Here is a 21,671-nt window from a genome sequence, read left to right as displayed (position 1 = left end):
GGTGGAGATGGTCTAGTCGGTCCGAGTGCGAAAATCGAACTCGTATCTCGCGGTCGTGTCGTCGACCCGCCACACGTCGACGTTGCCGTCCCACAGCGTCACCAACCAGCACGTGCGCCCTCGTGATGGCACGACCATGGTGGCGTGCGCCCAGGGCGATGCCGTTCCACTGCGCAGGTCGATCCGCCGGATCGCCCGTCCGACCGCGTCTTCCGGCTCTGCCGGCACCCACGTGCCCCACGCGGTGCCGTGGCGGCTCGGCGCCGTCACGACAGGCTCACGATGACGTGCTTGACCCGGGTGAATTCCTCGAGACCGGCCGCGCCGCCCTCTTTGCCGTAGCCCGAGCCCTTGAAACCGCCGAGTGGTCCTTCCGGGCCAACCGCCATGTGGTTGTTCACCCACACGACCCCGGACTCGATCGCGTTGACGTTCCGCAGTGCTCGGCCGATGTCGCGGGTCCAGACCGACGCGGCGAGTCCCTGCTCGACCGCATTGGCCTTCTCCAGGGCGTCCGCCTCGTCCGTGAACGTCTGGACCGTCGCCACCGGGCCGAAGATCTCTTCCTGCACCAGCCGATCGTCCTGTTGCAGACCGTCGATGAGGGTGGCCTCGTAGAAGTAGCCGGGACCGTCGACGATCCTGCCGCCGGTCACGACCCGCGCGTGGTCCGGCCTGCCGTCGACGAGCTCGGCGACGCGGGCGCGCTGGCCCTCCGAGATGAGAGGTCCGAGAACCGTCGACGTGTCGGCGGCGTCGCCGATCCGGGCCGCCCGCAGGCTGTCGGCCAGCGCCGCGACGAACGTGTCGTGGATGGTCTCGCTCACCAGCAGCCGGGTTGCCGACATGCACTCCTGGCCGGCGTTGAACAGGATGCCGTTGGTGAGGATCGGGAGTGCGGCCTCGAGGTCGACGTCGTCGTAGACGACGACGGGAGCGTTCCCGCCCAGCTCGAGCACCAGCCGTTTGGGTGTGGCACCCGCAGCCTCGGCGATCCGCTGTCCGGCGGACGTCGAGCCGGTGAAGGAGACGAGGTTGACGTCGGGGTGACGAACGAGAGCGTCCCCGACCACACTGCCCTTGCCGTGCACGACATTGAGGACACCCGCGGGCAGCAGCTGCTGCGCGAGCTCCGCGAACCGGGTGGTGGCCAGCGGGGTCAGCTCGGCCGGCTTGATGACCACGGTGTTGCCGGCGACCAGTGCGGGGGCCAGCTTCCAGATCGCCTGCCAGAGAGGGAAATTCCACGGTGTGATGCCGAGGACGACGCCCAGGGGTTCTCGCCGGACGAAGCTGGTGTTGCCGGCGGTGAATTCCCCGGCGGCCTGCGCGGACAATGCCCGGCCCGCTCCGGCGAAGTGCCGGAACGCCGCGACGATCCCGGGAAGCTCGTCACCCTTCGCCGCTGTCGTCGGCTTGCCGGCATCGAGCGTCTCGAGGTCGGCGAGTTCGTCCAGGTTCGCCTCGAGGAGGTTGGCGAGGTCGTGCAGAATCTGCGAGCGCTCGCCGGGCGTCTTCGCGGCCCAGGCGGGGAACGCGGCGCGGGCCGCGTCGACGGCGCGGTAGCCGTCCTCGACGGTCGATTCCTGGAGTTCGGCGACAACCTCGCCGGTGGACGGGTTGCGGACCTGTCGCACCTGCTCGGAGGATCCTGCCACGGCCTTGCCGTCGATGACGTTGGTGACGGAACGAAGCGTGGAAGACATGAAAGTCCTTTCGAATGTGGGTCGGTGATCGGGAAAGTGGGTTGTCAGAGGTGTCCGGCCTGGGTGTCGATGGACTTCCCGCGCCTGCTCTTGGGGATCAGCATGTAGATGACGGCGCCCGACGCGATGACCAGCAGCATGCCGAGGCCGACATGGGTGGGGTCGGAGTAGATCAGGAGCGCGCACAGCACGACCGACCAGGCGATCGCCAGAACGAAGRTGACCGGGCTGACGATGCCGTAGTGCCACGGGTGGGACGGCAGCTTGCGCTTGACCAGTCCGTAGAAGCCGACGACGACCACGACACCGTAGGCCATTCCCCAGGCGAGTGCCGTCATCGCTGCGAGTACGGACAGCAGCGAGGACCACAGCGCGAACACCACGGAGATCGCGAAGATCGTGAGGGTCGCGTTGATCGGGATCCGCTGGGCACTGACCTTGCGCAGCCAGGAGGCCGCGGGGATCTGGCCGTCGCGCGCCTGTGACCACAGGACGCGAATGCCGGTGAGCTGCAGCATGACCAGGGCGGCGAACAGGGCGACGATCGCGACGGCTTCGAAGATGTTCGCGAACGCGGCACCGACCGCGGTGTCGAGGATCAGCTTGACCGGGGTGGTGCTCTCCATGACCGCCGGGAGGTCCTGGATGGCGAGCATGATCAGCGCGACCATGAAGATGCCGACGACGTAGGAGGAGACGTTGGCCATGACCGATGCCATCGGCGCCTTGCGGGCGGCGTCCTTGGTCTCCTCGGAGGCGTTTCCGGTCGCGTCGAACGACGAGATCGCATATGCGGGAAGGATCATCGCGAGAAGGAAGGGGACGAACCAGTTGCCGCCGGTGGTCGTTCCGCCGGACTCGCTCAGGAACGACAGCGGCTGGGTCGGGTGCTTCACGATCAGCAGCACGGCTACCAGCGCGACGACGCAGAGCACTTCCGCCACCACGCCGATGTTGTTGAGCACGGCGGCGACCTTGACTCCGGCGATATTGATGACGGTGCCGAGCACGATCAGGCCGAGCGCCCACGGGAGTGCGTCCGTGTTGTCCTCGAACGTGACGCCGAACCAGCCGGCGACGAAGGGGGCGATGCTCACGGCGACGGTGGTGACCGCGACGGTGTGCGCGATCAGCAGCCACCATCCGGTTTGCCAGGCCAGCCACGGCTTCCCGGTGATCCGCCCGGTGATCTGGTACACGCCGCCGGCCAGTGGGTAGGCGGAGACGAGCTGCGCGACCGCGAGTCCGACCGTGAATACCTGCAGGCCGCCGCCGACGAGGAACGACCAGAACGACGCGGGCCCGAAGAATCCGAAGCCGACGATCAGGGTCGTGAAGATTCCGGAGGCGATCGCGATCGAGGTGAACTGGACTCCGAAGGCGGAGAACAGTCCCAGCGTTCGGTTCAGTTCCTGCTTGTAGCCGAGCTTCTCCAGATAGGCGGAATCGGTGTCCGCTCCGGAGTCGAGGAGCGGACGCTCGGGCTCGGTGGGCGGTTGAATGGACACCGGGGGCTCTTCCGGGGTTATGGCCATCGTGACCTCGCTGGTCTCTGTCGCGGGTATCTCGGCGGGGGATGTGCCGAGACGAGGTTCGGTTGTCGTGGAAGAAGGCGACTGGATGCGCCGCGCTTGTTCTACTGTCGACAATCTACCACAAATCGGTGTGACCTCAATCACCAGTTGTTTCGGCTGGATTACGTCTGCGTCAACCGCGCCCGAGGCGACGGTCGCCGGCACTCAGATCCACGAGTGAGCGCGCGGTGTCGTAACCGAGGCGCTCCAGCCGGGACGCCAGTGCGAGAAACACCTGTGCCGTGGTGACGGCGTCACCCAGCGCGTGGTGGGGATCGACGACGGGCAGGCCGAGCGTGTCGGCCAGCCATTCCAGGTTCGGCTCGCACCGGTGCTGCCGTGGCGCCACGCCGACCGCACGGGCGAGGGCCGCGGTGTCGACGACCGTCGGCCGGAACTTCAGCCCGCTGTCGCGGAAGGCGCGAGAGAGGAAGGCCGTCTCGACCCAGGCCGCGTGGGCGACGAGGACACGGTCGGTGAGGAGGCGCTGCAGGACCCCGACGGCCTCGCTCGACGGTGGGGCATCGGCGACGTCCGCCTCCCGGAGTGTGTGAACGGCAACGGCCTCCGGCCGGATGTCGCACTCGGGGTGGACCAGTCCGTAGACGCTCTCCGACACGACGATGCGACCGTGCCGGACCACGACCGCCCCGTAGGACACGATGGTGTCCCGCGCGAGGTCCAGTCCGGTCGTCTCCAGATCGACGACCGCGAACTCGGCGTCGCGCCACGGGCGCACCAGAGCGTCGGCGCGGCGGAACCTCCGGTGTGCCCTCATGGAAGGCGCGCCACCCATTCACTTTCCAGCCGGTTCTGGACCTCGGCCACCGCCCGGAACGATTCACGCAGATACCGGCGGGTGAGCGTGTCCAGTTGGTTGGGCGCGACCCACGTCGTCGCGACTGTGCTGCCTTTGATGGCCTCGATCTCGCGGCCCAGGACCAATCCGTACACGTACTCGAACGCGCGCACGAGCGTCTCGGTTTCGTCCGCGGTGAGCAGACCGGCGGCCTCGCCGCGCCGCAACCGGGTGAGGGTGGAGCCGCGATCGTCGCCGGTGACCACCGCGATCCACCGTCCGAGGGAGGCGATCGGCACGAGTCCACCCGCCTTGAGGTCGAGGTGGCCGCGGTTGGCGCCGGAGTGTTCGACGACGAAGTTGCGCACGAACCCGACCGGAGGTCGCCGGGAGGTGGTGAAGTGCAGGAGGGCCGACAGATACTCGCGACTGCGGGTGGTCGCGAGCATGGCGTCGGACACCGAACGTCCGAGCGACATCCCGCTGACGGGTCTGCTGTCGGCGATCATCGACGACAGCAGCAGAGCGTTCTTCTGGGTGGGATTCGTGATCCACGACGTCGCGGCGGCGACCGCGTCGGTGCGCGAACGCGCGAACAGCGGGTTGGTCGCGTTGGCGCCGTCGGCGCAGCGGGGCAGGCCGCAGCGTTCCATGTTGTCCAGGACGCGCCCGGCCCAGTTCTGCAACTTCCGGGCGGGCGAGTCCGTGCCGGGCAGGTCTTCCCAGACCAGGCCGGTGTCGACGTCCGACTTGGGCAGCGGCTCGCGGCGGGCCACCGACCCGAGAAGCAGCCAGGACGTCCGGTGGGGAACGTGGTCGGCGCCGACGTCGGTCAGCTCGACGAGCCGCCTGATGATCGCGTCGATCACCGCGGACATCAGTCCCGCGACGTGCATGACGGACGCGCCGGTGTCGTACAACTCGACCCAGGTTCCGGGGAGCAGGGCCGCCGCGGACGCCAGGCCCTCCACCGTGGTCGCGTCGTCGATGGCACGGCGGACGACGAGGGGATTGCGCACTTCGGCCGACGCGAGGTCGACGACGCGGAGAATCCCCACCGGTCTTTCACCGGTGCCGGTCACGACCAGGTGGTGTACCCCCGACTCGACCATCGTCAGGAACGCATCGCCCACGAGAGTCTCGGCGGGAACGGACCGGGCGGGGAACGAGGCGATGACTGATGCCGGGCTGTGCGCGTCGACGTGCCCGTCGGCGAACGCCCGCCGGAAGTCGTTGTCCGTGACGATGCCGATCGCGCCGCCCCGGTCCATCAACGCGTACGACTGGCCTGCGTCGGTGATCACCGACGCCGCCTCGCTCACGGTCGCGTCGGCGGGGCACCAGACGACGGGTCGCATCTGATGCCGGGCCGCGCGCAATGCCTGATCGACCAAACCGGAGCGGGCCAACCGTTCCCGCGTGACGAGGGTGCCGTAATGCCCGAACTGGAGTCGCTGCGGGTGCCGCAGCACCGGCCGCGGGTCGGGGAAGCGGTAGCAGAGTGTGTCTTCCGAGGCGCGGATCGCGAGAGGCGGAGGCAAACCGGACAGCACCGAGATCTGCCCGAACGTTTCGCCGGGGCCGAGCAGGTCGACGACCCGGCCGCGGTCGATCACCTCGACCTCTCCGGTGCGGACTACGAAGAAGTGATCGAGTGGGGCCTCGCCTGCCTCGACGATCCGGGCGCCGGCGGTGAAGTACTCGACCTCCACCGTCCGAGCCAGGGCATCGAGGTCGGCGGAGTCCAGCGCGTCGTAGGGCGGCTGACTGCCGAGGAAGTCGACGTACTCACGCATTCGACGGTTGAGAACCGTCGGCTGGAGTGGTTGCGGCCGGGGCAGCGTCGGTCGAACCGTGGACATGCCGGTCGATCTCGCGGGTGATCGCCTCGAGGTCGCCGGTATCGATGATGGTGAGCAGGCGCTCGTGTTCGGCGACGACGTCGTGGAGATCGGGGAACGACTGATGATCCGCCGAGAGGAACAACTGGAGCTGGGATTCCCAGCTGCGCCACAGGTCCAGCAGGAGGCCGTGCTCGGACAGTTCGTAGATCACCCGGTGGAAGCTCATGTGCGCGTCGATGGTCCGGGTCAGGTCGCCGTCGTCCGCGCCCCGGGCCATGTCCTGGAGGGTCCGCACGATCTTGGTCCGGCCTGCGCCCGACAGGCGTGGCAGCGCCAACTCGATCGCGTAGGGCTCGAGCCGTTTGCGCAGGCTGGCGATCTCGGCCATCCCCTTCGCGCTGACCTCGGCGACGAACGCACCCTTGTACGCGATCTTCACCACGAGGCCTTCGTCGGCGAGGATGCTCAGCGCCTCCCTCAGCGGCGCCCGGCTCACGCCCAGGTCGGCGGCGATGTGTGCCTCGCGGAGCTGACTGCCGGGGGCCAGGGTGCCGTCGAGGATCGCCGTGCGCAGGACGCCCGCGACCGTGCCCGGAGTGGTGCGCTGATGGATCCGCCCGAGGGAGATGTCGCCGTCCTCGCGCCGACCCACAGTCGATCCCGGTGGACGATTCGGTGACAGAGTCATCGGGTTGTCCTTTCTGATGGTGGTTGTTTCGACGTTGACCACGCCGGGAGCCTCTTGTCGACAATAGATCAACAGTGCGGGACGGGGGAGCGTCCGAGCAGGCTATTCGCCGTTCGCGGACACGTAGAAGTGTCCGCGTTCGAGCACCGGATCGAGTATCCCGGTGTCCAGTTCGTTGGCGGCATCCTCGAATCCGGCGGCGTCGCGGTGCTGCCCGGGGTACCCGATCAACGCCTTGACCTGGGGAGTCATGAAGTAGGCGCCGGCGAGGATCGACGACAGCGGATCGAACGTGAACTTGTCTTCGGCCCACATCCGCTTGATCTCGGCGCGCAGGCCGTCGCCGTGCAGACCGGCCGTCTTGTCGACCGCGGAGAGGACCGCGTCGAAGACGTCGGCCCGGGCGGCGAGCGCCAGATTCAGGTAGCGGAGGTACTCGTCGGCGTCGCTGGCGGCGGGATTCTCACCGGACGCGGGGATCAGGCAGTCCGCGATCCGCAGGAGCGTCGTCAGTTCGGAGTCCGTGAGCGGCCGCGGCGGTGCCGTGTGCCTGCCCGGTACCGACAGTCGCCGTTTCGGCGTCGAGTGCAGGTCGAGGGATGTGGTGCTCATGCCGATGCCTTCCGTGCGTTGACGTCTTCGACGACCTTCTTGCCCACCCGCAGGGCGAGCGCGCTGATCGTGCAGGTCGGGTTGGCGGAGCCGGACGTGACGAAGATGCTGCCGTCCGCGATGTAGAGGTTCTCGACATCGTGGGCCCGGCCGTGCGAATCGACAACGGACGTCGCCGGGTCGTCGCCCATCCGGGCCGTCCCGAGGAGGTGCCCCGGCTGGTCGACCCATAATTCCTGCGTGAAGATCTGCTTCGCGCCCGCCGCCTCGTGGAGTTCGACCATGCGCTCGACGGTGTACTTCAGGATCTTGCGGGTGTTCTCGCTGACGCGGTACTCGACCTTCGGCGCAGGCAGGCCGTCGGCATCGAACTCCTCGGCGGAGAGGGTGACCCGGTTGTGTTCCTCGGGCAGATCCTCCACGTTGGCCGCCCAGAGAATGCCGTTGGACGCCGCGCGCGCGACATCGTGAATGGCCGGTCCCCACAGGTCGTCGAAATCGAGTTGCCGGTGGGTCTCGATCGTGTTCAGCGGTCCCGGCGTCGGGAGGGCATGCAGCTTGGCTCCCCGGACGAATCCGCGGGAGGTGTCCGTGTCGTAGAACTGCATGGAGTGAATGAGCTGCCCGGCAGGCCCACGCCAGCTCTCCAGGTTGTCCTCGTAGTACCCGATGGCGGTGCAGTTGGGGTGCAGCATGAGGTTCCGGCCGACCTGGCCCGAGGAATTCGCCAGGCCGTCCGGATGCTTCTCGTCGGCCGACAGCAGCAGGAGTCGCGGTGTTCCGATGCCGTTCGCGCAGACGATCACTGCCCGGGCCGGTTGGAAATGGACGGCGCCGGTGCGGTCCACCCATTCGGCGCCTGCCGCGCGTCCGTCGTCGCCGGTGACGATCCGGCGGACACGCGCACCGGTCTCCACGCGGGCGCCGGCCTGTTGCGCCTGCGGCATGTAGATCAAGTCGAACGAGGCCTTCGCGCCCTGCGGACAACCCCATTCGCAGACGCCCCAGCGACCGCACTGCTCGAGTGTCTTGTTCTTCTGGCTGGGAATCGCGTTGGTGCCCGGCCACCAGTGCCAGCCGAGCTTGTTCGCGGCTTCGGCCGCTTTCATCCCGGGCTTGCCCAACGGGTGTGGCGGCAACGGGTATTCGAGACCTTCGGGGTAGGCGGTGTCGCCGTCGACTCCGGAGACGCCGATGAATTCGTCGACCTCGTCGTGGTACGGCTTGAGGTCGTCGTAGCTGATCGGCCAGTCGTCCGCGACACCGTCGAGCGTCTTGACCCGGAAGTCCGAGGGCAGCAGTCGCGGCCACTCCGCGCCGTAGAAGATGGAACTTCCCCCGACGGCGTTGAACATCACGGGCCACATGTCGGATTCCGTCACGTCGACCGGATAGTCGGACGGCAGGGCACGGACATTCGGATCGTGCGCCCAGTCGTGCTGGATGAGCAGTTCCCACTCGGGGTGGTTGGCGGGGAAGTCGCTGGGGTTGACCCAGTCGCCCTGCTCGAGGCAGAGGGTGCTCAGTCCCGCCGTGGCAGCGGTGTGCGTGACCACCGCGCCGGACGGACCCGCGCCGATCACCAACACGTCGACAACGTCGTGCTGGGTGACATCGGAGTCAGTGGAAGTCATCGGGGTCGACCTCATTTCGTCTAATTGTCGACATTACATCAATGGTGATGGGAGTCACGTCGGCTGTCAAATGGGATTGCGGTGGGAGCCCGAGGCGGCAGGGCTCCCACCGCAAGACTGGGCGATCAGGCCCCGGCGAGAACGCCGCCGTCGACGACGAATGCCGTTCCGGTAATGGCGGTGGAGTGGTCCGACAGCAGGAAGGCGACGGAGTGCGCGATCTCGATGGGGAGGATGGCGCGGCCGATCGGCTGGAAGTCGGGGAGCCCGGCCTCGAGTTCCTCGCGGCCGCCGAGTGCCGTGTAGTGCGGCACGTTCAGCGGGGTGTCGACGAAGCCCGGGCAGAGGGTGTTGGCGCGGATGCCCTGCGCGCCGAAGTCCAGGGCGATGGCCTTGGTCAGCGTGAGCACGGCGCCCTTGCTTGCCGTGTATGTCGTCAGCAGTTTCTCGGCGCCGATCGAGTTGATGGAACCGAAGTTGACGATCGACCCACCGCCCACCTTCAGCATCTCGGGAATCGCGTACTTCGACCCCAGGAACACGCCCTTCACGTTGACGTCGAACGTCTTCTGGTAGTCCTCGACCGACGCGTCCAGAATGGTGCCGGGCTTCAGGATGCCTGCGTTGTTGACGATGCCGTCGAGCTTGCCGAACGTCGCCACCGTGAAGTCGACGAGGTTCTTGACCTGCTCTTCTTCGGTGACATCGACGACGCGGCCGATCAGGCGATCGTCGTCGACCTTCAGCTGGGGAAGGCTGGACTCTGAGTGCACGGTGGCGACCACCTGTGCCCCCTCGTCGTGGAGATGCAACGCCGTGGCGAGGCCGATTCCTCCGCCTGCACCCGTAACGATGACTGTCTTACCCTGCAGCAGCTGGCCCATGGTGTTCTCCCTCGAGGGTCATGTGGATGTGGAAGCGCGAATACGCGGAAGCGATTGACTCCTTGTCGACAATCGACCAGGAAAGTGTGCGCCCTCGCCGGACGATCGGTCAAGCGTTGGATCCGGATCCGCTCAGTGCTTGACCTCCGGGCGGGAACGTCTTAGATTTCTAGTCGATTGTCGACTAGAGCACATTCTGTGCCCGGCGCGCTGCGCCGCACACCTCACGCCCTCGATCGAAGGACGAATCCCATGGCACCAAAAACCCGATTGCTGCACGAACGCCTGGCCGCCGTCGTGAGCCAGCTCCGGCACGGCGAGATGATCTACGTCGCGGACGCGGGAAGCGGCACGTCTTCCGCGAGCCTCGTTCCACTGTCGCCGCAGGTCGAGACCATCGATCTCGGCATCGCACCGGGATTGCCGTCGGTCGGGGATCTGCTGTCGGTGCTGTGCGAGGTGGGGGATTTCGAAGCAGCCATCGTCACCGAGGACATGGTGACCGCCAACCCCGAAGCCCGGAAGTTCGTCTCGGCACTGGTGGGGGAGGAGAACGTCCACGAGCTGCGGTACCTCCCCGAGTTCTACAACCTCCGCGACCGGGTGAAGGTCTTCGTCCAGACCGGCGACTACTCGGTGCACGGCAACGTCGTTCTCGTCGCGGGCTACCCGAGCCCGCCGATTCCGCTGAACTGGCTCACGTCCCCGACCTGGTTCGAGGACTTGCCGACCGCACTGCCGTCGACCGATCCGGGAAGTCCGGAGGCCTGACATGCCCTACTTCGACGGTGTCAGGAACAAGGTCTACTACCGGCAGTGGGAAGCCTCGCAGCCCTGGGCGCGGATCCTGCTCCTGCACGGATTCGGTGAGCACTCCGGTCACTATCACCGGCTCGCGGGGCAGCTGAACTCGGCCGGTCTGGACGTGTGGGCGCCCGATCACCTCGGCCACGGTCACACCGGCGGACCGGCAGGGCTCTTCCCCTCGGTGGACGAACTCGCTTCCAATGCAGGAGTTCTGGTCGACATCATGGCCGGCGACGGGCCCGGCGTGCCGGTGGTCGTCCTGGGCCACTCGCTCGGCGCACTGACCGGGGCCCTCCTCTCGGTTCGCACACCGTCCCTGCGCACCGGACTGATCATGACGGGAGCGCCCCTCTGGGGACTGCCGCGTGAGGCGGAGGGCCGGACGGACCTCGTCATGGCGAAGGACCGGTCGTACCTCGATGCGCTCGAGAACGATCCGCTCGGCTTCGACACGGCTCCCGCCGAACCGAACCTCTGGCAGGCGCTCACCGTGGCCGGAGGAAAAGTGCGGGCGTGTCTGCCCGCGATGACGATGCCGATCCTGTTGGTCAACGGCGAATTCGACGCCTTCGCGACACCCGATCGCGCTGCCGAATTCGCGCGAGAACTGCAGCACGGACAGAGCGTCGTCATCCCGGGCGGCTACCACGACATTCCGAACGACGTCGCCCACCGGGAGGTCGCGTCGCTGATGATCGAGGCGATCTCGCGATGGTGCCGGACCGTGCATCCACTCCCGGCAGGGTCTCGATGAGCGGGCCCTTTACCGCGGCCTGCGCCCCACGAATCACGAGGAAACCATGAGAAAGATCTTTCTGGCCTGCCCCTACAGCCATGCCGATCCGGCGGTGACGCACGAGCGGTTTCTCGCCAGCAACGAGGTAGCGGGATACATCGTCGAATCCGGCCATGCGGTGTTCAGCCAGGTGTCGATGTCTCATCCCGTCAACCTGACCTTCACCGGAAAGGACAACACGGCGATCGGCAGGATGTGGGGACCCGTCGACCGGGTGTTCATGGACGCGATGGAGGAACTGATCATCCTCGACCTCCCCGGATGGGATCAGAGTTCCGGCATCAGACGCGAGATCGAGTTCTTCGAGAGCCGGGACAGGCGGGTGAGCCTGTGGTCCGAGGCCTCCGCCGAGTTCGTCGCACCCGAAAGTTCCGCGGTCCGCTGACAGTCGTCCAACTCCCCATGCCGGGCGGTCGTTTCCGTGGGACGGTGGACGGGTAGCCGACCGGTGCGGCGGAGCAGACGAGATGACGACGGAGGACCATGAACCCCGAGATCCATCACGAGCCCAGCGAGATCAGCTACGACGAGCAGTTCTACCCGGCGCGCCCTCGGCCGTTGAAACCGTCGGTCCGCCGTGCGACCAGGGTCGATGCGCAGTCGGGCGAGCCCGTGCCGGACAACCCGAACTATGTGGAGTGGCTGATCAATCAATCGATCCTGCACGATGCGAAGTTGATCGCGGAGCAGTTGTCCGGCAAGGGCAGCATGTGGCAGAACCCGTATGCCGATCCGAATCCGCGCGCAGCGGTGGAACGCGGATCGGTGTGGTTCACGGCGTACCCGATTTCGATCATCACGGCTCCGGGCGCGAGTTTCCTGAGTTCGCTCGGCGACGAGTCCCTGTGGCAGGCGTTCTCCGAGATCGGGGTGACGGCCGTCCACACCGGGCCGGTGAAGCAGGCGGGCGGGATCAACGGGTGGCGGGCCACGCCGTCGGTGGACGGCCATTTCGACCGCATCAGCATGCAGATCGACTCGGCGTTCGGGACCGAGGAGGAGTTCCGCAAGCTCTGCGTCGTCGCCGCAGCGTACGACGGCATCGTCATCGACGACATCGTCCCCGGTCACACCGGCAAGGGCGCCGACTTCCGGCTCGCCGAGATGGCGTACGCCGACTACCCCGGCATCTACCACATGGTGGAGATCGAACAGCAGGATTGGCACTTGCTTCCCCGCGTGCCGGAAGGCCGGGACTCGGTCAACATCGACGCCGACACCGAGGCGCAACTCGCCCGAGCCGGGTACATCATCGGTCAACTCCAGCGCGTCATCTTCTACGAACTCGGTGTCAAGGAAACCAACTGGAGTGTCACCCCCGTGGTGAAGGGGGTGGACGGCATCGAGCGGAGGTGGGTGTACCTGCACTATTTCAAGGCCGGGCAGCCCTCCATCAACTGGCTGGATCCGTCGTTCGCGGGTATGCGTCTCGTCATCGGGGATGCCTGCCACTCCATCGCGGACCTCGGTGCGGGCRCGCTTCGACTGGACGCCAACGGATTCCTCGGGGTCGAACGCCGGACCGAGGGACTGCCCGGCTGGTCGGAGGGGCATCCACTGTCGGAGGCGGCGAATCACCTGATCGCCAGCATCGTGCGGAAGATGGGGGGATTCACGTTCCAGGAACTGAACCTCACCATCGACGACATCAAGGCGATGGGCACGACCGGAGCCGACCTGTCCTACGACTTCATCAATCGCCCCGCCTACCATCACGCCCTCGTCATGGGGAACACCGAATTTCTCCGGCTCACCATGAACCTCGCCCGCGATCACGGTGTCGACGCCGCGTCGCTCGTCCATGCCCTGCAGAACCACGACGAGCTGACATTCGAACTGGTCCACTTCGCGACGCTGCACAAGGACGACGAGTTCGCGTACGGCGGCGAGTCGATCACGGGGTCGGATCTCGGTGACCGTATCCGTAAGGACTTGTGCGAGCGGCTCACCGGACGCTGGGCCCCGTACAACCGCACGTTCACGACGAACGGGATCGCCTGCACGACCGCCAGCGTCATCACCGCGGCGCTCGGCATCCGTGACCTCGACAGGATGGATGCCGCGGACATCGACACCGTCAAGCAGGCGCATCTGCTCCTGGCGATGTTCAACGCGCTCCAGCCCGGTGTCTTCGCCCTGTCGGGCTGGGATCTGTGCGGGCTGCTGCCCGTGCCGTCCGAGGACGTCGCCGACCTTCTCGCCGAAGGCGACACCCGGTGGATCAACCGCGGTGCGCACGACCTGATGGGGGTCAATCCCGAAGCCGCCCGGTCGGAGTCGGGCATTCCCCGGGGCACCAGCCTGTACGGAAGTCTGCCGGTGCAACTGCAGGATCCGGCGTCCTTCGCTCGCGGTCTCGCCCGCATCATCGACATCCGAAACCGGTTCGGCATCGCCACCGCGGTCCAGCTCGACGTGCCCACCGTGTCGCACAAGGGGCTGCTCGTCATGGTCCACGAACTGGCGGACTCGAGTCTCGAAGTCACCGTTCTCAACTTCACGTCCGAGGAGATCGCCGCGACCGTGCAGTCCCAGTTCCTGCCGGCCGGATCGCCCGCGGTCAACCTGTTCACCGACGAACAGATCGGCACCGTCGACGAACTCCACAGCTTCCCGATCTCCCTCGCGCCCTATGAGGGAGTTCCGGTTGTCGTGCGACCGGGCAGGACCGACGACGCGGGCTGAAAAGGGGCACGATTCGGGCTCCCTGTTGCCCCGGACCTCGACCTCGGCGAAGACTGATCTCATGGCCCGCACACAGAGCGACGCCGAGTTCCACCAGCTACGGACTCCACGGGCCGCGGCCGTCGCCGGTGTCGTCTTCGGTGTCCTGTTCGCCTCCAGCATCGTTCTGCTGCGTAGCGCGCTGCCCGGCGCAGCCGCGACCCCGTGGTTACACCACCAACGGCAGATCACGGCAGCCCTTATACTCGCACCCTTCGCGGGCATCGCGTTCCTGTGGTTCATCGGTGTCATCCGCGACCGGCTCGGGAACCTCGAAGACCGATTCTTCTCGACCGTCTTCCTCGGCAGTGGGCTGCTGTTTCTCGCCATGACGTTCGTGTCGACGGCAATCGCCGGCGGGCTCCTCGCCGTGTCCCGGCTCACCAACGTTCCGCAGACCGACCTCGTCTTCTTCGGGCGCGAGGTGATGTTGCATGTGAACAACGTCTACGGGGTTCGCATGGCCGGGGTGTTCATGATCTCGCTGGGAACCATCTGGCTGCGCACCGGACTGATGCCGCGATGGCTGGCTGTCACAACCTACCTGCTGGCACTCGCCCTGCTGGTGGTCGTCAGTTTCAGTCTGTGGGTGACGCTGGTCTTCCCGGCGTGGGTGACGGTGATCAGCGCGTACATCCTCGCCATGGATCGACCGCCGTCGAGCACCCCGGACTGACTGCCGGTACTCGGACACGAGGTTCTCACCCGGTACGGGTGATGTGGCGCGAGCGCACCGCGAGCAACGTCAGGACTGCGATTCCCCCGATGATGCGAGGAGAGACAGATGACGGACGCGAAACCCAACATCCTGGTCATTTGGGGCGACGACATCGGTATCACCAATCTCAGCTGCTACAGCGACGGACTGATGGGGTACCGCACACCGAACATCGACCGTCTGGCCGAGGAGGGCATGAAGTTCACCGACTCCTACGGTGAGCAGAGTTGCACTGCCGGTCGCGCGTCGTTCATCACGGGGCAGAGCGTGTATCGCACCGGCATGAGCAAGGTCGGAATCCCGGGAGTCGACGTCGGATTGTCGCCCGAAGACCCCACCATCGCCGAACTCCTCAAGCCCCTCGGATACGCCACCGGGCAGTTCGGGAAGAACCATCTCGGCGATCTGAACAAGTATCTGCCGACCGCTCACGGATTCGACGAGTTCTTCGGCAACCTCTATCACCTCAACGCCGAGGAAGAACCCGAGCTCCCCGACTACCCGAGCGCACAGGACTATCCCAAACTGCACGAGGTGATGATGCCGCGCGGTGTTCTTCATTGCTGGGCCACCGAGGAGGACGCCGGCGAGGTCGACGAGCGGTACGGGCCGCTCGGGAAGCAGCGCATCGAGGACACCGGTCCGCTGAGCAAGAAGCGGATGGAGACCATCGACGACGAGACGGTGTCCGCGGCAATCGACTTCATCACGCGGCAGAAGGAAGCGGAGACACCGTTCTTCGTGTGGATGAACACGACGCACATGCACCTGCGGACCCACACGAAGCCGGAAAGCGTCGGTCAGGCCGGGCACTGGCAGTCGCCGTACCACGACACGATGATCGATCACGACAAGCACGTCGGCCAACTGCTCGACGCGGTCGACGAACTGGGTCTCGCCGAGAACACCATCGTCATCTACAGCACCGACAACGGTCCCCACGCGAACACCTGGCCGGACGGCGCCACCACCCCGTTCCGCAGTGAGAAGGACACCAACTGGGAGGGTGCATTCCGCGTCCCCGAGGTGATCCGCTGGCCGGGCAAGATCCCCGCGGGCAGCGTGTCCAACGAGATCGTGCAGCACCACGACTGGCTGCCCACCTTCCTCGCCGCCGCGGGTGCACCGGACGTGGTGGAGCAACTGAAGACCGGGCACACGATCGGCGAGAAGACGTTCAAGGTGCACATCGACGGCTACAACCTGCTCCCGTACCTCACCGGTGAGGTAGAGACGTCGCCGCGCCGGGGAATGGTCTACTTCTCCGACGACTGCGACGTGCTGGGCATCCGTTTCGACAATTGGAAGATCGTGTTCATGGAGCAGCGGGCGCAGGGCACCCTCGGCCTGTGGGCGGAGCCGTTCACCCAACTGCGGTTGCCGAAACTGTTCAACCTGCGCACCGATCCGTTCGAGCGGGCAGACATCACGTCGAACACCTATTGGGATTGGTTCCTCGACCACGACTACATCGCCATCTACGGAACATTCATCACGACCCAATTCCTCGAGACGTTCAAGGAGTTCCCCCCGAGGCAGGAGCCGGCGAGCTTCACGATCGACCACGCGGTGGCGAAGTTGCACGCCTTCCTGGCGAAGGACTGACCGACGTGGGGGCCGGGCTGGGTGGTTCCTGGGCGGACGGATCGACGCGGTCCGCGATCGAGGACTTCGTCGGGCGGGTGACGACACGGGGACCGGACTTCGTCGAGCCCGCCGACCGGGTGGCCGTATTCGACAACGACGGCACACTTTGGTGTGAGAAGCCGATGCCCATCCAGCTCGACTTCACCATCCGGCGCTTCGCCGAGATGGCCGCGAAGGATCCCGGCCTCCAGCAGACGCAACCGTGGAAGGCGGCCCACGAGCACGACCTTCAGTGGCTCGGTGCGGCGATGGTCAAGCACTACCAGGGCGACGACGGCGACCTGAAACTGTTGATGGGCGCAGTCACCGAGGCATTCGATTCGATCACCGTCGAGAATTACGACGCAAGGGTGCGGGCCTTCTTCGACGACGCGGATCACCCGACGCTCGGCCGCCCGTACGCCGGCTGCGGATACGCGCCGATGGTCGAGTTGCTGCGCTATCTCGAGGCGAACGAATTCACGATCTACATCGCGTCCGGCGGTGACCGGGACTTCATGCGCCCGGTCGCCGGACGGCTCTACGGGATTCCGCCGGAACGCGTCATCGGCAGTGCCCTCGGACTCTCGTACCGTGAAGGGGCGGACACGAGCGACCTGCTCTACAAGGCCGCGATGGACTTTTTCGACGACGGGCCGGAGAAACCGGTCCGAATCTGGAGTCGGATCGGGCGACGGCCGATCCTGTCGGTCGGCAACTCCAACGGCGACCTGCCGATGCTCGCGTTCTCCGGGCTACCCGACCGCCCGTCGCTTCGGGTGCTGATCCTGCACGACGACGCCGATCGCGAATTCGACTACGTCGCGGGAGCGGAGCAGGCTCTCGAACACGCACGAGAAAAGAACTGGACCGTGGTAAGCATGAGGAACGATTGGACGAGCGTCTTCTCGCCGGCCGTCACCTGATCAGGCAGAAGGGAAGGCGTGTGGATACCCAGACCGTCTCCGAAGTCCGGCACATCCCCGCTCAGACCTTCACGATGGGTTCGGATCGGCACTACCCGGAAGAAGGTCCGGCGCATCGGGTCGCCGTCGACGCCTTCGCCATCGAGGCCCACCAGGTCACCACCGCGCAGTACGCCGCGTTCGTCCGGGACACCGGTTATGTGACCGTCGCCGAGCGGCCGCTGGACCCCGCCGACTTCCCCGGTGCTCCCGCCGAGAATCTGCAACCGGGATCGATGGTGTTCACCCCCACTCGGGGCCCGGTCGATCTCCGTCACCTCAGTCAGTGGTGGACCTGGACCGTCGGCGCGTCCTGGCGGCACCCCACGGGGCCGGCATCGACGATCACCGGCCGCGAACGGCATCCCGTCGTTCACGTCGCCCACGAGGATGCGGCAGCGTACGCGGAGTGGGCAGGGCGGTCCCTCCCCACCGAGGCGCAATGGGAGGCCGCGGCGCGCGGCGGACTCGACCACGCCGAATTCACCTGGGGTGACACCGCCGAGAGTGAATCCCCTCCGCTGGCGAATTACTGGCACGGGGAGTTTCCGTGGCGCGCGGCCACCGGGTACGGCACCACGACCGCCGTCGGTAGCTATCCGCCCAACGACTACGGTCTGTTCGACATGGCAGGCAACGTGTGGGAATGGACCGCCGACTGGTACTCGGATCGGCACGCCGACACGGCGGAGTCGTGCTGCGCGCCACGCAATCCGCGTGGGCCTGGCATGTCGGAGAGCTTCGACGCCCGGCAGCCCCAGTTCCGGGTGCCCCGGCGGGTGATCAAGGGTGGGTCGTTCCTGTGCGCGGACAGTTACTGCCGGCGGTATCGGCCCGCGGCACGGCGGCCGCAGATGGTCGACACCGGGATGAGCCACATCGGATTCCGCTGCGTCACGGCCCTGCCCGGGTCAGAGTAGGACCACCACGGCGAGGAGCGCGAGCAGTGTGACGATGCTGGAGGTGACCACGGCGGTGAACGTCGCCGGCGCGAATTCCCCGGATTCGATCTGCCGGCTGATGACCCGATAGCGGAGGGTGCCGTACGCGGAGACCAGTAGTCCCGCGCCGATCAGGATCAATCCGGCAGCCACGGCGTGGCCGCCGCGGTGCGGCGCGAACTTCGCGACCGCCACACCGAGCGCGGCGACGCTGATGCCGGTGCGATGCCAGGCGAGGTAGGTCCGCTCGTTGGCGAGATGGTCGCGCGCGGTGCTTCCCTCGTTCGGCTGCGTGGGGCCGAAGATGTTGCGGCTCATGCGCCGCGACCCAGGAAGCCGATCTCCGACAGGCGCGACTGGAACCCGGACTCGCCGCCGGACAGTCCCGATATCCAGACGAGGACCCGGTCGGTGGGTGCGGGCGTCCGGGCCACGATCTGGGTGACCCCGTCGCCGAGCGTGGCGCTGCCGATCAGCTGGGTGCGATCGATGCTCGCCCACGCGACGGGCGCGGTCCGGATCTCGACCGTGGTGCCCGGTGTCGGGGAGTCGATCCAGACGGTCCGCAGATCGACGGGCCCGGGAAACGACACGATCAGACCCATTCCCTGCTTCGTCGCCGACAGTTGCTGCGGGTAACGGTCGGTCGCCCAGGACGTCGCGGGGTTCGCGTCGACGGCGAGGGAGGCAGTGGCACCGTTGTCGGGGAAGCGCAGCGGGGAGTAGGCGGCCGCGGACGACGGGGTGAGCGGCGCCTGACGGGGGTCCGGAACCGGCGCGATCTGGCTGAGCATGTTGTCTGCGACGGCGGCCGGGGGAGCGTCCGACGAGCTGAATGTGGCGCCCGCCGCCCACCCGGCGGCGCCGAGCGCGACGATAAGGGCGAGTGCGCCGCTCAACGCGGGAAGCGGCGCGTTCGGCCGGGGTACCCGGTTGGCGGGTGCCGGGCGGGCCCTCTTCGTGGTCGGAGCGAATGCGGATGCCGAGCGGGCCCGCGCGTCCGCCAGGATGCGGTCGAGGGCGTCGACGACCGCCTGCGCGGTGGACATCCCGGGTCGCCGAGCAAGGGCGTTCATGGCCACGTCGGACAGGCGTCGTGGAATCGCGGGCCGCACACGATGTGGCGGGACGACGGAACCGTCACCGCGCCTGCCGACCGGGGGCAGCCCGGCTGCCCGGGTCGCGCCGGACGAGGACAACGGCCACGTGCCGAGCAACAGGGCGTACAGCAGCGCACCGAGTCCTGCGACGTCGTCGGCCGCGCTGCCGTCGGCAAGGGTGGCGGGGAAGGCGAGGACCGCGAGTCCGTCGTGGGAGATCCGCACCCGGTTGGGATGATCAAGTGAGATGCGGGCACCGAAATGGTGTGCGTCTGCGGTCGCGGCGGCCAGGTGCCGCACGGTGCGAGCGGCATCCAACGGCCGTGGGACCGTGTGCGCGACATCCGCGACACGCCACCCCGGCGTCCATTCCGCGACCACGGCGATCCGGTCGCCGACTGCCGCGATGTCGTAGACCTGCGCGATCCGGCCCTCGTGGCTGAAGCTGGTTCCGGTGGTGTTCCGGCAGAAGCGCGCCACCGGATCCGGACGCGTGTCGGTGGCGCGGACGTGCGCCGAGTCGACGAGGCTGAGCGAGACGTCCCGGCACAGTTCGGTGTCGTGTGCGTGCCACCACTGCACCCAGTCGGGTCCGGCGAACCGTCCCAGGAGCCGGTATCGGGTGGCGACGAGCATGCCCGGGGCGAGCGGATCCCGGCCCTGCGGCGAATGCGGCAGGCCCCCGAACACCGGCGTCGCTGTCATCTACTCTCCCGGGCTCTCCCCGACCCCGAAAATCCCTGTCAGGCAACTGTCACCCGGGCAGCAGCGCAGACGTTCGCACAGCACCGGGCCTACTGCTGATCATCCTCGGATGACGAGCGAACCGTGTGCTTTTCGGCCGACCTAGCCGAGGACGTGCTCCGCGTATCGCGCGACCGCGAGTACCAGGTCGTCCGAGTGGCGGGGGCCGATGATCTGCAGACCCACCGGCAGACCCGCTGCGGTGCGGCCGACGGGGATGCTGATCGCCGGCTGCTGCGTCAGGTTGAACGGGTAGGTGAACGGGGTCCACTGCGGCCAGCTCGAGAGATCGCTGCCCGGCGGCACGTCGTAACCGGCCTCGAAAGCCGGAATCGGGACGGTGGGTGTGAGCAGGACGTTGTGCGTCAGGTGGAATCTGCCCATCCTGATGCCGATGTCCGCGGCGACCGCGCGAGCATCGAGATAGTCGACGGCGCTGAACTTCTCGCCCCGTTCCCAGACCTTGCCGAGCCCCGGGTCGACCTTGTCGCGCGCACCCTCCGGGAAGTTCTTCAGCATGGCCGCGGCGCCGGCTGCCCACAGCAGTTCGAAGGCCTCGATCGGATCGCTGAAGCCGGGGTCGGCGGCGGTGACCGGTAGACCCGCGGCGTCGAGGGCCTGCACGGCTCGGTCGACGATCGCCCGGACCTCCGGATCGACGGTCACATAGCCGAGCGTGGGGGAGTACGCGACGCCGAGTCCGACCACATCGCGGCCGATCTCGCCGCGGAAGGTGGTCGGGAACGGGGCGAGCGATGTCGGGTCGCGCGGGTCGGGCAGCGACAGGATGTCCATCAGCAGTGCCGCATCCTCGACCGTGCGGGTGAGGGGGCCGGCATGCGCCAGCGGTCCGAACGGGCTCGCCGGGAACAGCGGGATGCGACCGTGGGTGGGTTTGAACCCGACGACGCCGCAGAACGAGGCGGGGATGCGCACACTGCCGCCGCCGTCCGTGCCGACGGAGCAGGGACCGAGACCCGCCGCGACCGCGGCGGCGCTGCCGCCCGAAGATCCGCCGGCCGTCTTGGTCGGGTCCGCCGGGTTGCGGGTGATCCCGCACAGGGCACTGTCGGTCACGGCCTTCCACGCGATCTCGGGGGTCGTGGTCTTGCCGAGGAACACCATCCCGTCCTCGCGAAGCCGGGCGGCCACGGGACTGTCGACGTTCCACGGCTGGTCCTCGTCGACGGCCTGTGAACCCCGGAGTGTCGGCCAGCCGTCGGTGAGGAAGATGTCCTTGATCGAGATCGGCACGCCGTCGAGCAGCCCCTTGGAGTAACCGGTGGTCCAGCGCTCCTCGGATTTCCGGGCCTGCGCGAGGGCTCGCTCCTCGTCGACGAGGCAGTAGGAATTGATGGTGCGGTCACGCTCGGTGATGGCGTCGAGCATCGCCTGCGTCGCTTCCACCGGCGAAAGTTCTCCGGACGAGTAGGCCGTGACCAGTTCGACGGCGGTCATGTCGGTGGGATTCATGAGAACTCCTTCAGCCTGGACGTTCGGGCCCTGTCT

20 protein-coding genes are annotated in these 21,671 nt (G+C 67.1%); 8 read left to right on the top strand and 12 right to left on the bottom strand.

Going from position 1 to position 21,671, the window contains the following annotated elements; translation table 11 throughout:
* Window positions 1-12: 12 nt before the first annotated feature.
* From AC1D1G_RS04255 to AC1D1G_RS04215, 9 genes are all read right to left on the bottom strand, one after another.
* On the bottom strand, window positions 13-270 hold the full coding sequence (locus AC1D1G_RS04255; protein WP_283352920.1) for a hypothetical protein: 258 nt from the start codon (window positions 268-270) through the stop codon (window positions 13-15).
* Complete coding sequence (locus tag AC1D1G_RS04250; protein WP_317570252.1) at window positions 267-1,706, bottom strand: aldehyde dehydrogenase family protein; 1,440 nt, start codon at window positions 1,704-1,706, stop codon at window positions 267-269. Before AC1D1G_RS04250 ends, AC1D1G_RS04255 begins: the two co-directional genes overlap by 4 nt.
* A 44-nt stretch (window positions 1,707-1,750) precedes the next feature.
* On the bottom strand, window positions 1,751-3,214 hold the full coding sequence (locus tag AC1D1G_RS04245) for an APC family permease (RefSeq protein ID WP_477951324.1): 1,464 nt from the start codon (window positions 3,212-3,214) through the stop codon (window positions 1,751-1,753).
* A gap of 199 nt (window positions 3,215-3,413) precedes the next feature.
* Entirely contained in the window at window positions 3,414-4,058 is a 645-nt protein-coding gene (locus tag AC1D1G_RS04240; RefSeq protein ID WP_477951323.1) for a 3'-5' exonuclease, read from the bottom strand.
* Complete coding sequence (locus tag AC1D1G_RS04235; protein WP_477951322.1) at window positions 4,055-5,875, bottom strand: putative nucleotidyltransferase substrate binding domain-containing protein; 1,821 nt, start codon at window positions 5,873-5,875, stop codon at window positions 4,055-4,057. Before AC1D1G_RS04235 ends, AC1D1G_RS04240 begins: the two co-directional genes overlap by 4 nt.
* Window positions 5,868-6,653 (bottom strand): GntR family transcriptional regulator, encoded by a 786-nt coding sequence (locus AC1D1G_RS04230; RefSeq protein WP_280778990.1) that lies wholly within the window; start codon window positions 6,651-6,653, stop codon window positions 5,868-5,870. The genes AC1D1G_RS04235 and AC1D1G_RS04230 overlap by 8 nt, the downstream gene beginning before the upstream one ends.
* A gap of 60 nt (window positions 6,654-6,713) precedes the next feature.
* Entirely contained in the window at window positions 6,714-7,223 is a 510-nt protein-coding gene (locus AC1D1G_RS04225; RefSeq protein WP_418339803.1) for a hypothetical protein, read from the bottom strand.
* Window positions 7,220-8,857, bottom strand: a complete 1,638-nt coding sequence (locus AC1D1G_RS04220) for a GMC family oxidoreductase (protein WP_477951321.1) — start codon at window positions 8,855-8,857, stop codon at window positions 7,220-7,222. The genes AC1D1G_RS04225 and AC1D1G_RS04220 overlap by 4 nt, the downstream gene beginning before the upstream one ends.
* Window positions 8,858-8,982: 125 nt before the next feature.
* Entirely contained in the window at window positions 8,983-9,741 is a 759-nt protein-coding gene (locus AC1D1G_RS04215; protein ID WP_280778986.1) for an SDR family NAD(P)-dependent oxidoreductase, read from the bottom strand.
* Window positions 9,742-9,993: 252 nt separating this feature from the next.
* Here AC1D1G_RS04215 and AC1D1G_RS04210 point away from each other — a divergent pair, with 252 nt between their 5' ends.
* The 8 genes from AC1D1G_RS04210 to AC1D1G_RS04175 all read left to right on the top strand — a co-directional run bounded on the left by AC1D1G_RS04210 (window position 9,994) and on the right by AC1D1G_RS04175 (window position 18,297).
* Window positions 9,994-10,512, top strand: coding sequence for an RbsD/FucU domain-containing protein (locus AC1D1G_RS04210; RefSeq protein ID WP_477951320.1), 519 nt, complete (start codon window positions 9,994-9,996; stop codon window positions 10,510-10,512).
* 1 nt (window position 10,513) lies between these two features.
* A complete protein-coding gene (locus AC1D1G_RS04205; RefSeq protein WP_283334864.1) occupies window positions 10,514-11,302 on the top strand; it encodes an alpha/beta fold hydrolase in 789 nt (262 codons plus the stop codon).
* Window positions 11,303-11,348: 46 nt separating this feature from the next.
* Window positions 11,349-11,729: a DUF1937 family protein gene (locus AC1D1G_RS04200; RefSeq protein WP_105416806.1), complete on the top strand. Its 381-nt coding sequence runs from the start codon at window positions 11,349-11,351 to the stop codon at window positions 11,727-11,729.
* Between the two features lie 98 nt (window positions 11,730-11,827).
* Complete coding sequence (treS, locus tag AC1D1G_RS04195; RefSeq protein WP_477951319.1) at window positions 11,828-14,029, top strand: maltose alpha-D-glucosyltransferase; 2,202 nt, start codon at window positions 11,828-11,830, stop codon at window positions 14,027-14,029.
* A gap of 61 nt (window positions 14,030-14,090) precedes the next feature.
* Entirely contained in the window at window positions 14,091-14,744 is a 654-nt protein-coding gene (locus AC1D1G_RS04190; RefSeq protein ID WP_477951318.1) for a hypothetical protein, read from the top strand.
* 108 nt (window positions 14,745-14,852) lie between these two features.
* A complete protein-coding gene (locus tag AC1D1G_RS04185) occupies window positions 14,853-16,391 on the top strand; it encodes an arylsulfatase (protein ID WP_477951317.1) in 1,539 nt (512 codons plus the stop codon).
* Between the two features lie 5 nt (window positions 16,392-16,396).
* Entirely contained in the window at window positions 16,397-17,338 is a 942-nt protein-coding gene (locus AC1D1G_RS04180) for an HAD family hydrolase (protein WP_477951316.1), read from the top strand.
* 74 nt (window positions 17,339-17,412) lie between these two features.
* Window positions 17,413-18,297 carry a formylglycine-generating enzyme family protein gene (locus AC1D1G_RS04175; RefSeq protein ID WP_477951337.1) on the top strand — a complete coding sequence of 295 codons (885 nt, stop codon included), beginning with the start codon at window positions 17,413-17,415 and terminating at the stop codon, window positions 18,295-18,297.
* Here the strand turns inward: AC1D1G_RS04175 and AC1D1G_RS04170 are convergent.
* The 3 genes from AC1D1G_RS04170 to AC1D1G_RS04160 form a co-directional block, all read right to left on the bottom strand.
* Entirely contained in the window at window positions 18,289-18,636 is a 348-nt protein-coding gene (locus tag AC1D1G_RS04170; RefSeq protein WP_105416798.1) for a YidH family protein, read from the bottom strand. The genes AC1D1G_RS04175 and AC1D1G_RS04170 overlap by 9 nt on opposite strands.
* Window positions 18,633-20,123: a hypothetical protein gene (locus AC1D1G_RS04165; RefSeq protein WP_477951315.1), complete on the bottom strand. Its 1,491-nt coding sequence runs from the start codon at window positions 20,121-20,123 to the stop codon at window positions 18,633-18,635. Before AC1D1G_RS04165 ends, AC1D1G_RS04170 begins: the two co-directional genes overlap by 4 nt.
* 141 nt (window positions 20,124-20,264) lie before the next feature.
* The gene (locus AC1D1G_RS04160) at window positions 20,265-21,635 is read right to left on the bottom strand and encodes an amidase (protein WP_477951314.1); all 1,371 of its coding nucleotides are present in this window, start codon (window positions 21,633-21,635) and stop codon (window positions 20,265-20,267) included.
* Window positions 21,636-21,671: the final 36 nt, after the last annotated feature.

Source organism: Rhodococcus sp. P3_B8 (genome assembly GCF_056402775.1).
Note: the sequence above shows the minus strand (reverse complement) of the source record. Positions and strands in the feature narration are given on the sequence as shown.

Bases quoted from the DNA above. Each gene is read 5' to 3' on its own strand.
- AC1D1G_RS04250 (WP_317570252.1), bottom strand. From the start codon at position 1,706: ATGTCTTCCACGCTTCGTTCCGTCACCAACGTCATCGACGGCAAGGCC.
- AC1D1G_RS04240 (WP_477951323.1), bottom strand. From the start codon at position 4,058: ATGAGGGCACACCGGAGGTTCCGCCGCGCCGACGCTCTGGTGCGCCCG.
- AC1D1G_RS04235 (WP_477951322.1), bottom strand. From the start codon at position 5,875: ATGCGTGAGTACGTCGACTTCCTCGGCAGTCAGCCGCCCTACGACGCG.
- AC1D1G_RS04225 (WP_418339803.1), bottom strand. From the start codon at position 7,223: ATGAGCACCACATCCCTCGACCTGCACTCGACGCCGAAACGGCGACTG.
- AC1D1G_RS04220 (WP_477951321.1), bottom strand. From the start codon at position 8,857: ATGACTTCCACTGACTCCGATGTCACCCAGCACGACGTTGTCGACGTG.
- AC1D1G_RS04215 (WP_280778986.1), bottom strand. From the start codon at position 9,741: ATGGGCCAGCTGCTGCAGGGTAAGACAGTCATCGTTACGGGTGCAGGC.
- AC1D1G_RS04210 (WP_477951320.1), top strand. From the start codon at position 9,994: ATGGCACCAAAAACCCGATTGCTGCACGAACGCCTGGCCGCCGTCGTG.
- AC1D1G_RS04205 (WP_283334864.1), top strand. From the start codon at position 10,514: ATGCCCTACTTCGACGGTGTCAGGAACAAGGTCTACTACCGGCAGTGG.
- AC1D1G_RS04200 (WP_105416806.1), top strand. From the start codon at position 11,349: ATGAGAAAGATCTTTCTGGCCTGCCCCTACAGCCATGCCGATCCGGCG.
- AC1D1G_RS04190 (WP_477951318.1), top strand. From the start codon at position 14,091: ATGGCCCGCACACAGAGCGACGCCGAGTTCCACCAGCTACGGACTCCA.
- AC1D1G_RS04185 (WP_477951317.1), top strand. From the start codon at position 14,853: ATGACGGACGCGAAACCCAACATCCTGGTCATTTGGGGCGACGACATC.
- AC1D1G_RS04175 (WP_477951337.1), top strand. From the start codon at position 17,413: ATGGGTTCGGATCGGCACTACCCGGAAGAAGGTCCGGCGCATCGGGTC.
- AC1D1G_RS04170 (WP_105416798.1), bottom strand. From the start codon at position 18,636: ATGAGCCGCAACATCTTCGGCCCCACGCAGCCGAACGAGGGAAGCACC.
- AC1D1G_RS04165 (WP_477951315.1), bottom strand. From the start codon at position 20,123: ATGACAGCGACGCCGGTGTTCGGGGGCCTGCCGCATTCGCCGCAGGGC.
- AC1D1G_RS04160 (WP_477951314.1), bottom strand. From the start codon at position 21,635: ATGAATCCCACCGACATGACCGCCGTCGAACTGGTCACGGCCTACTCG.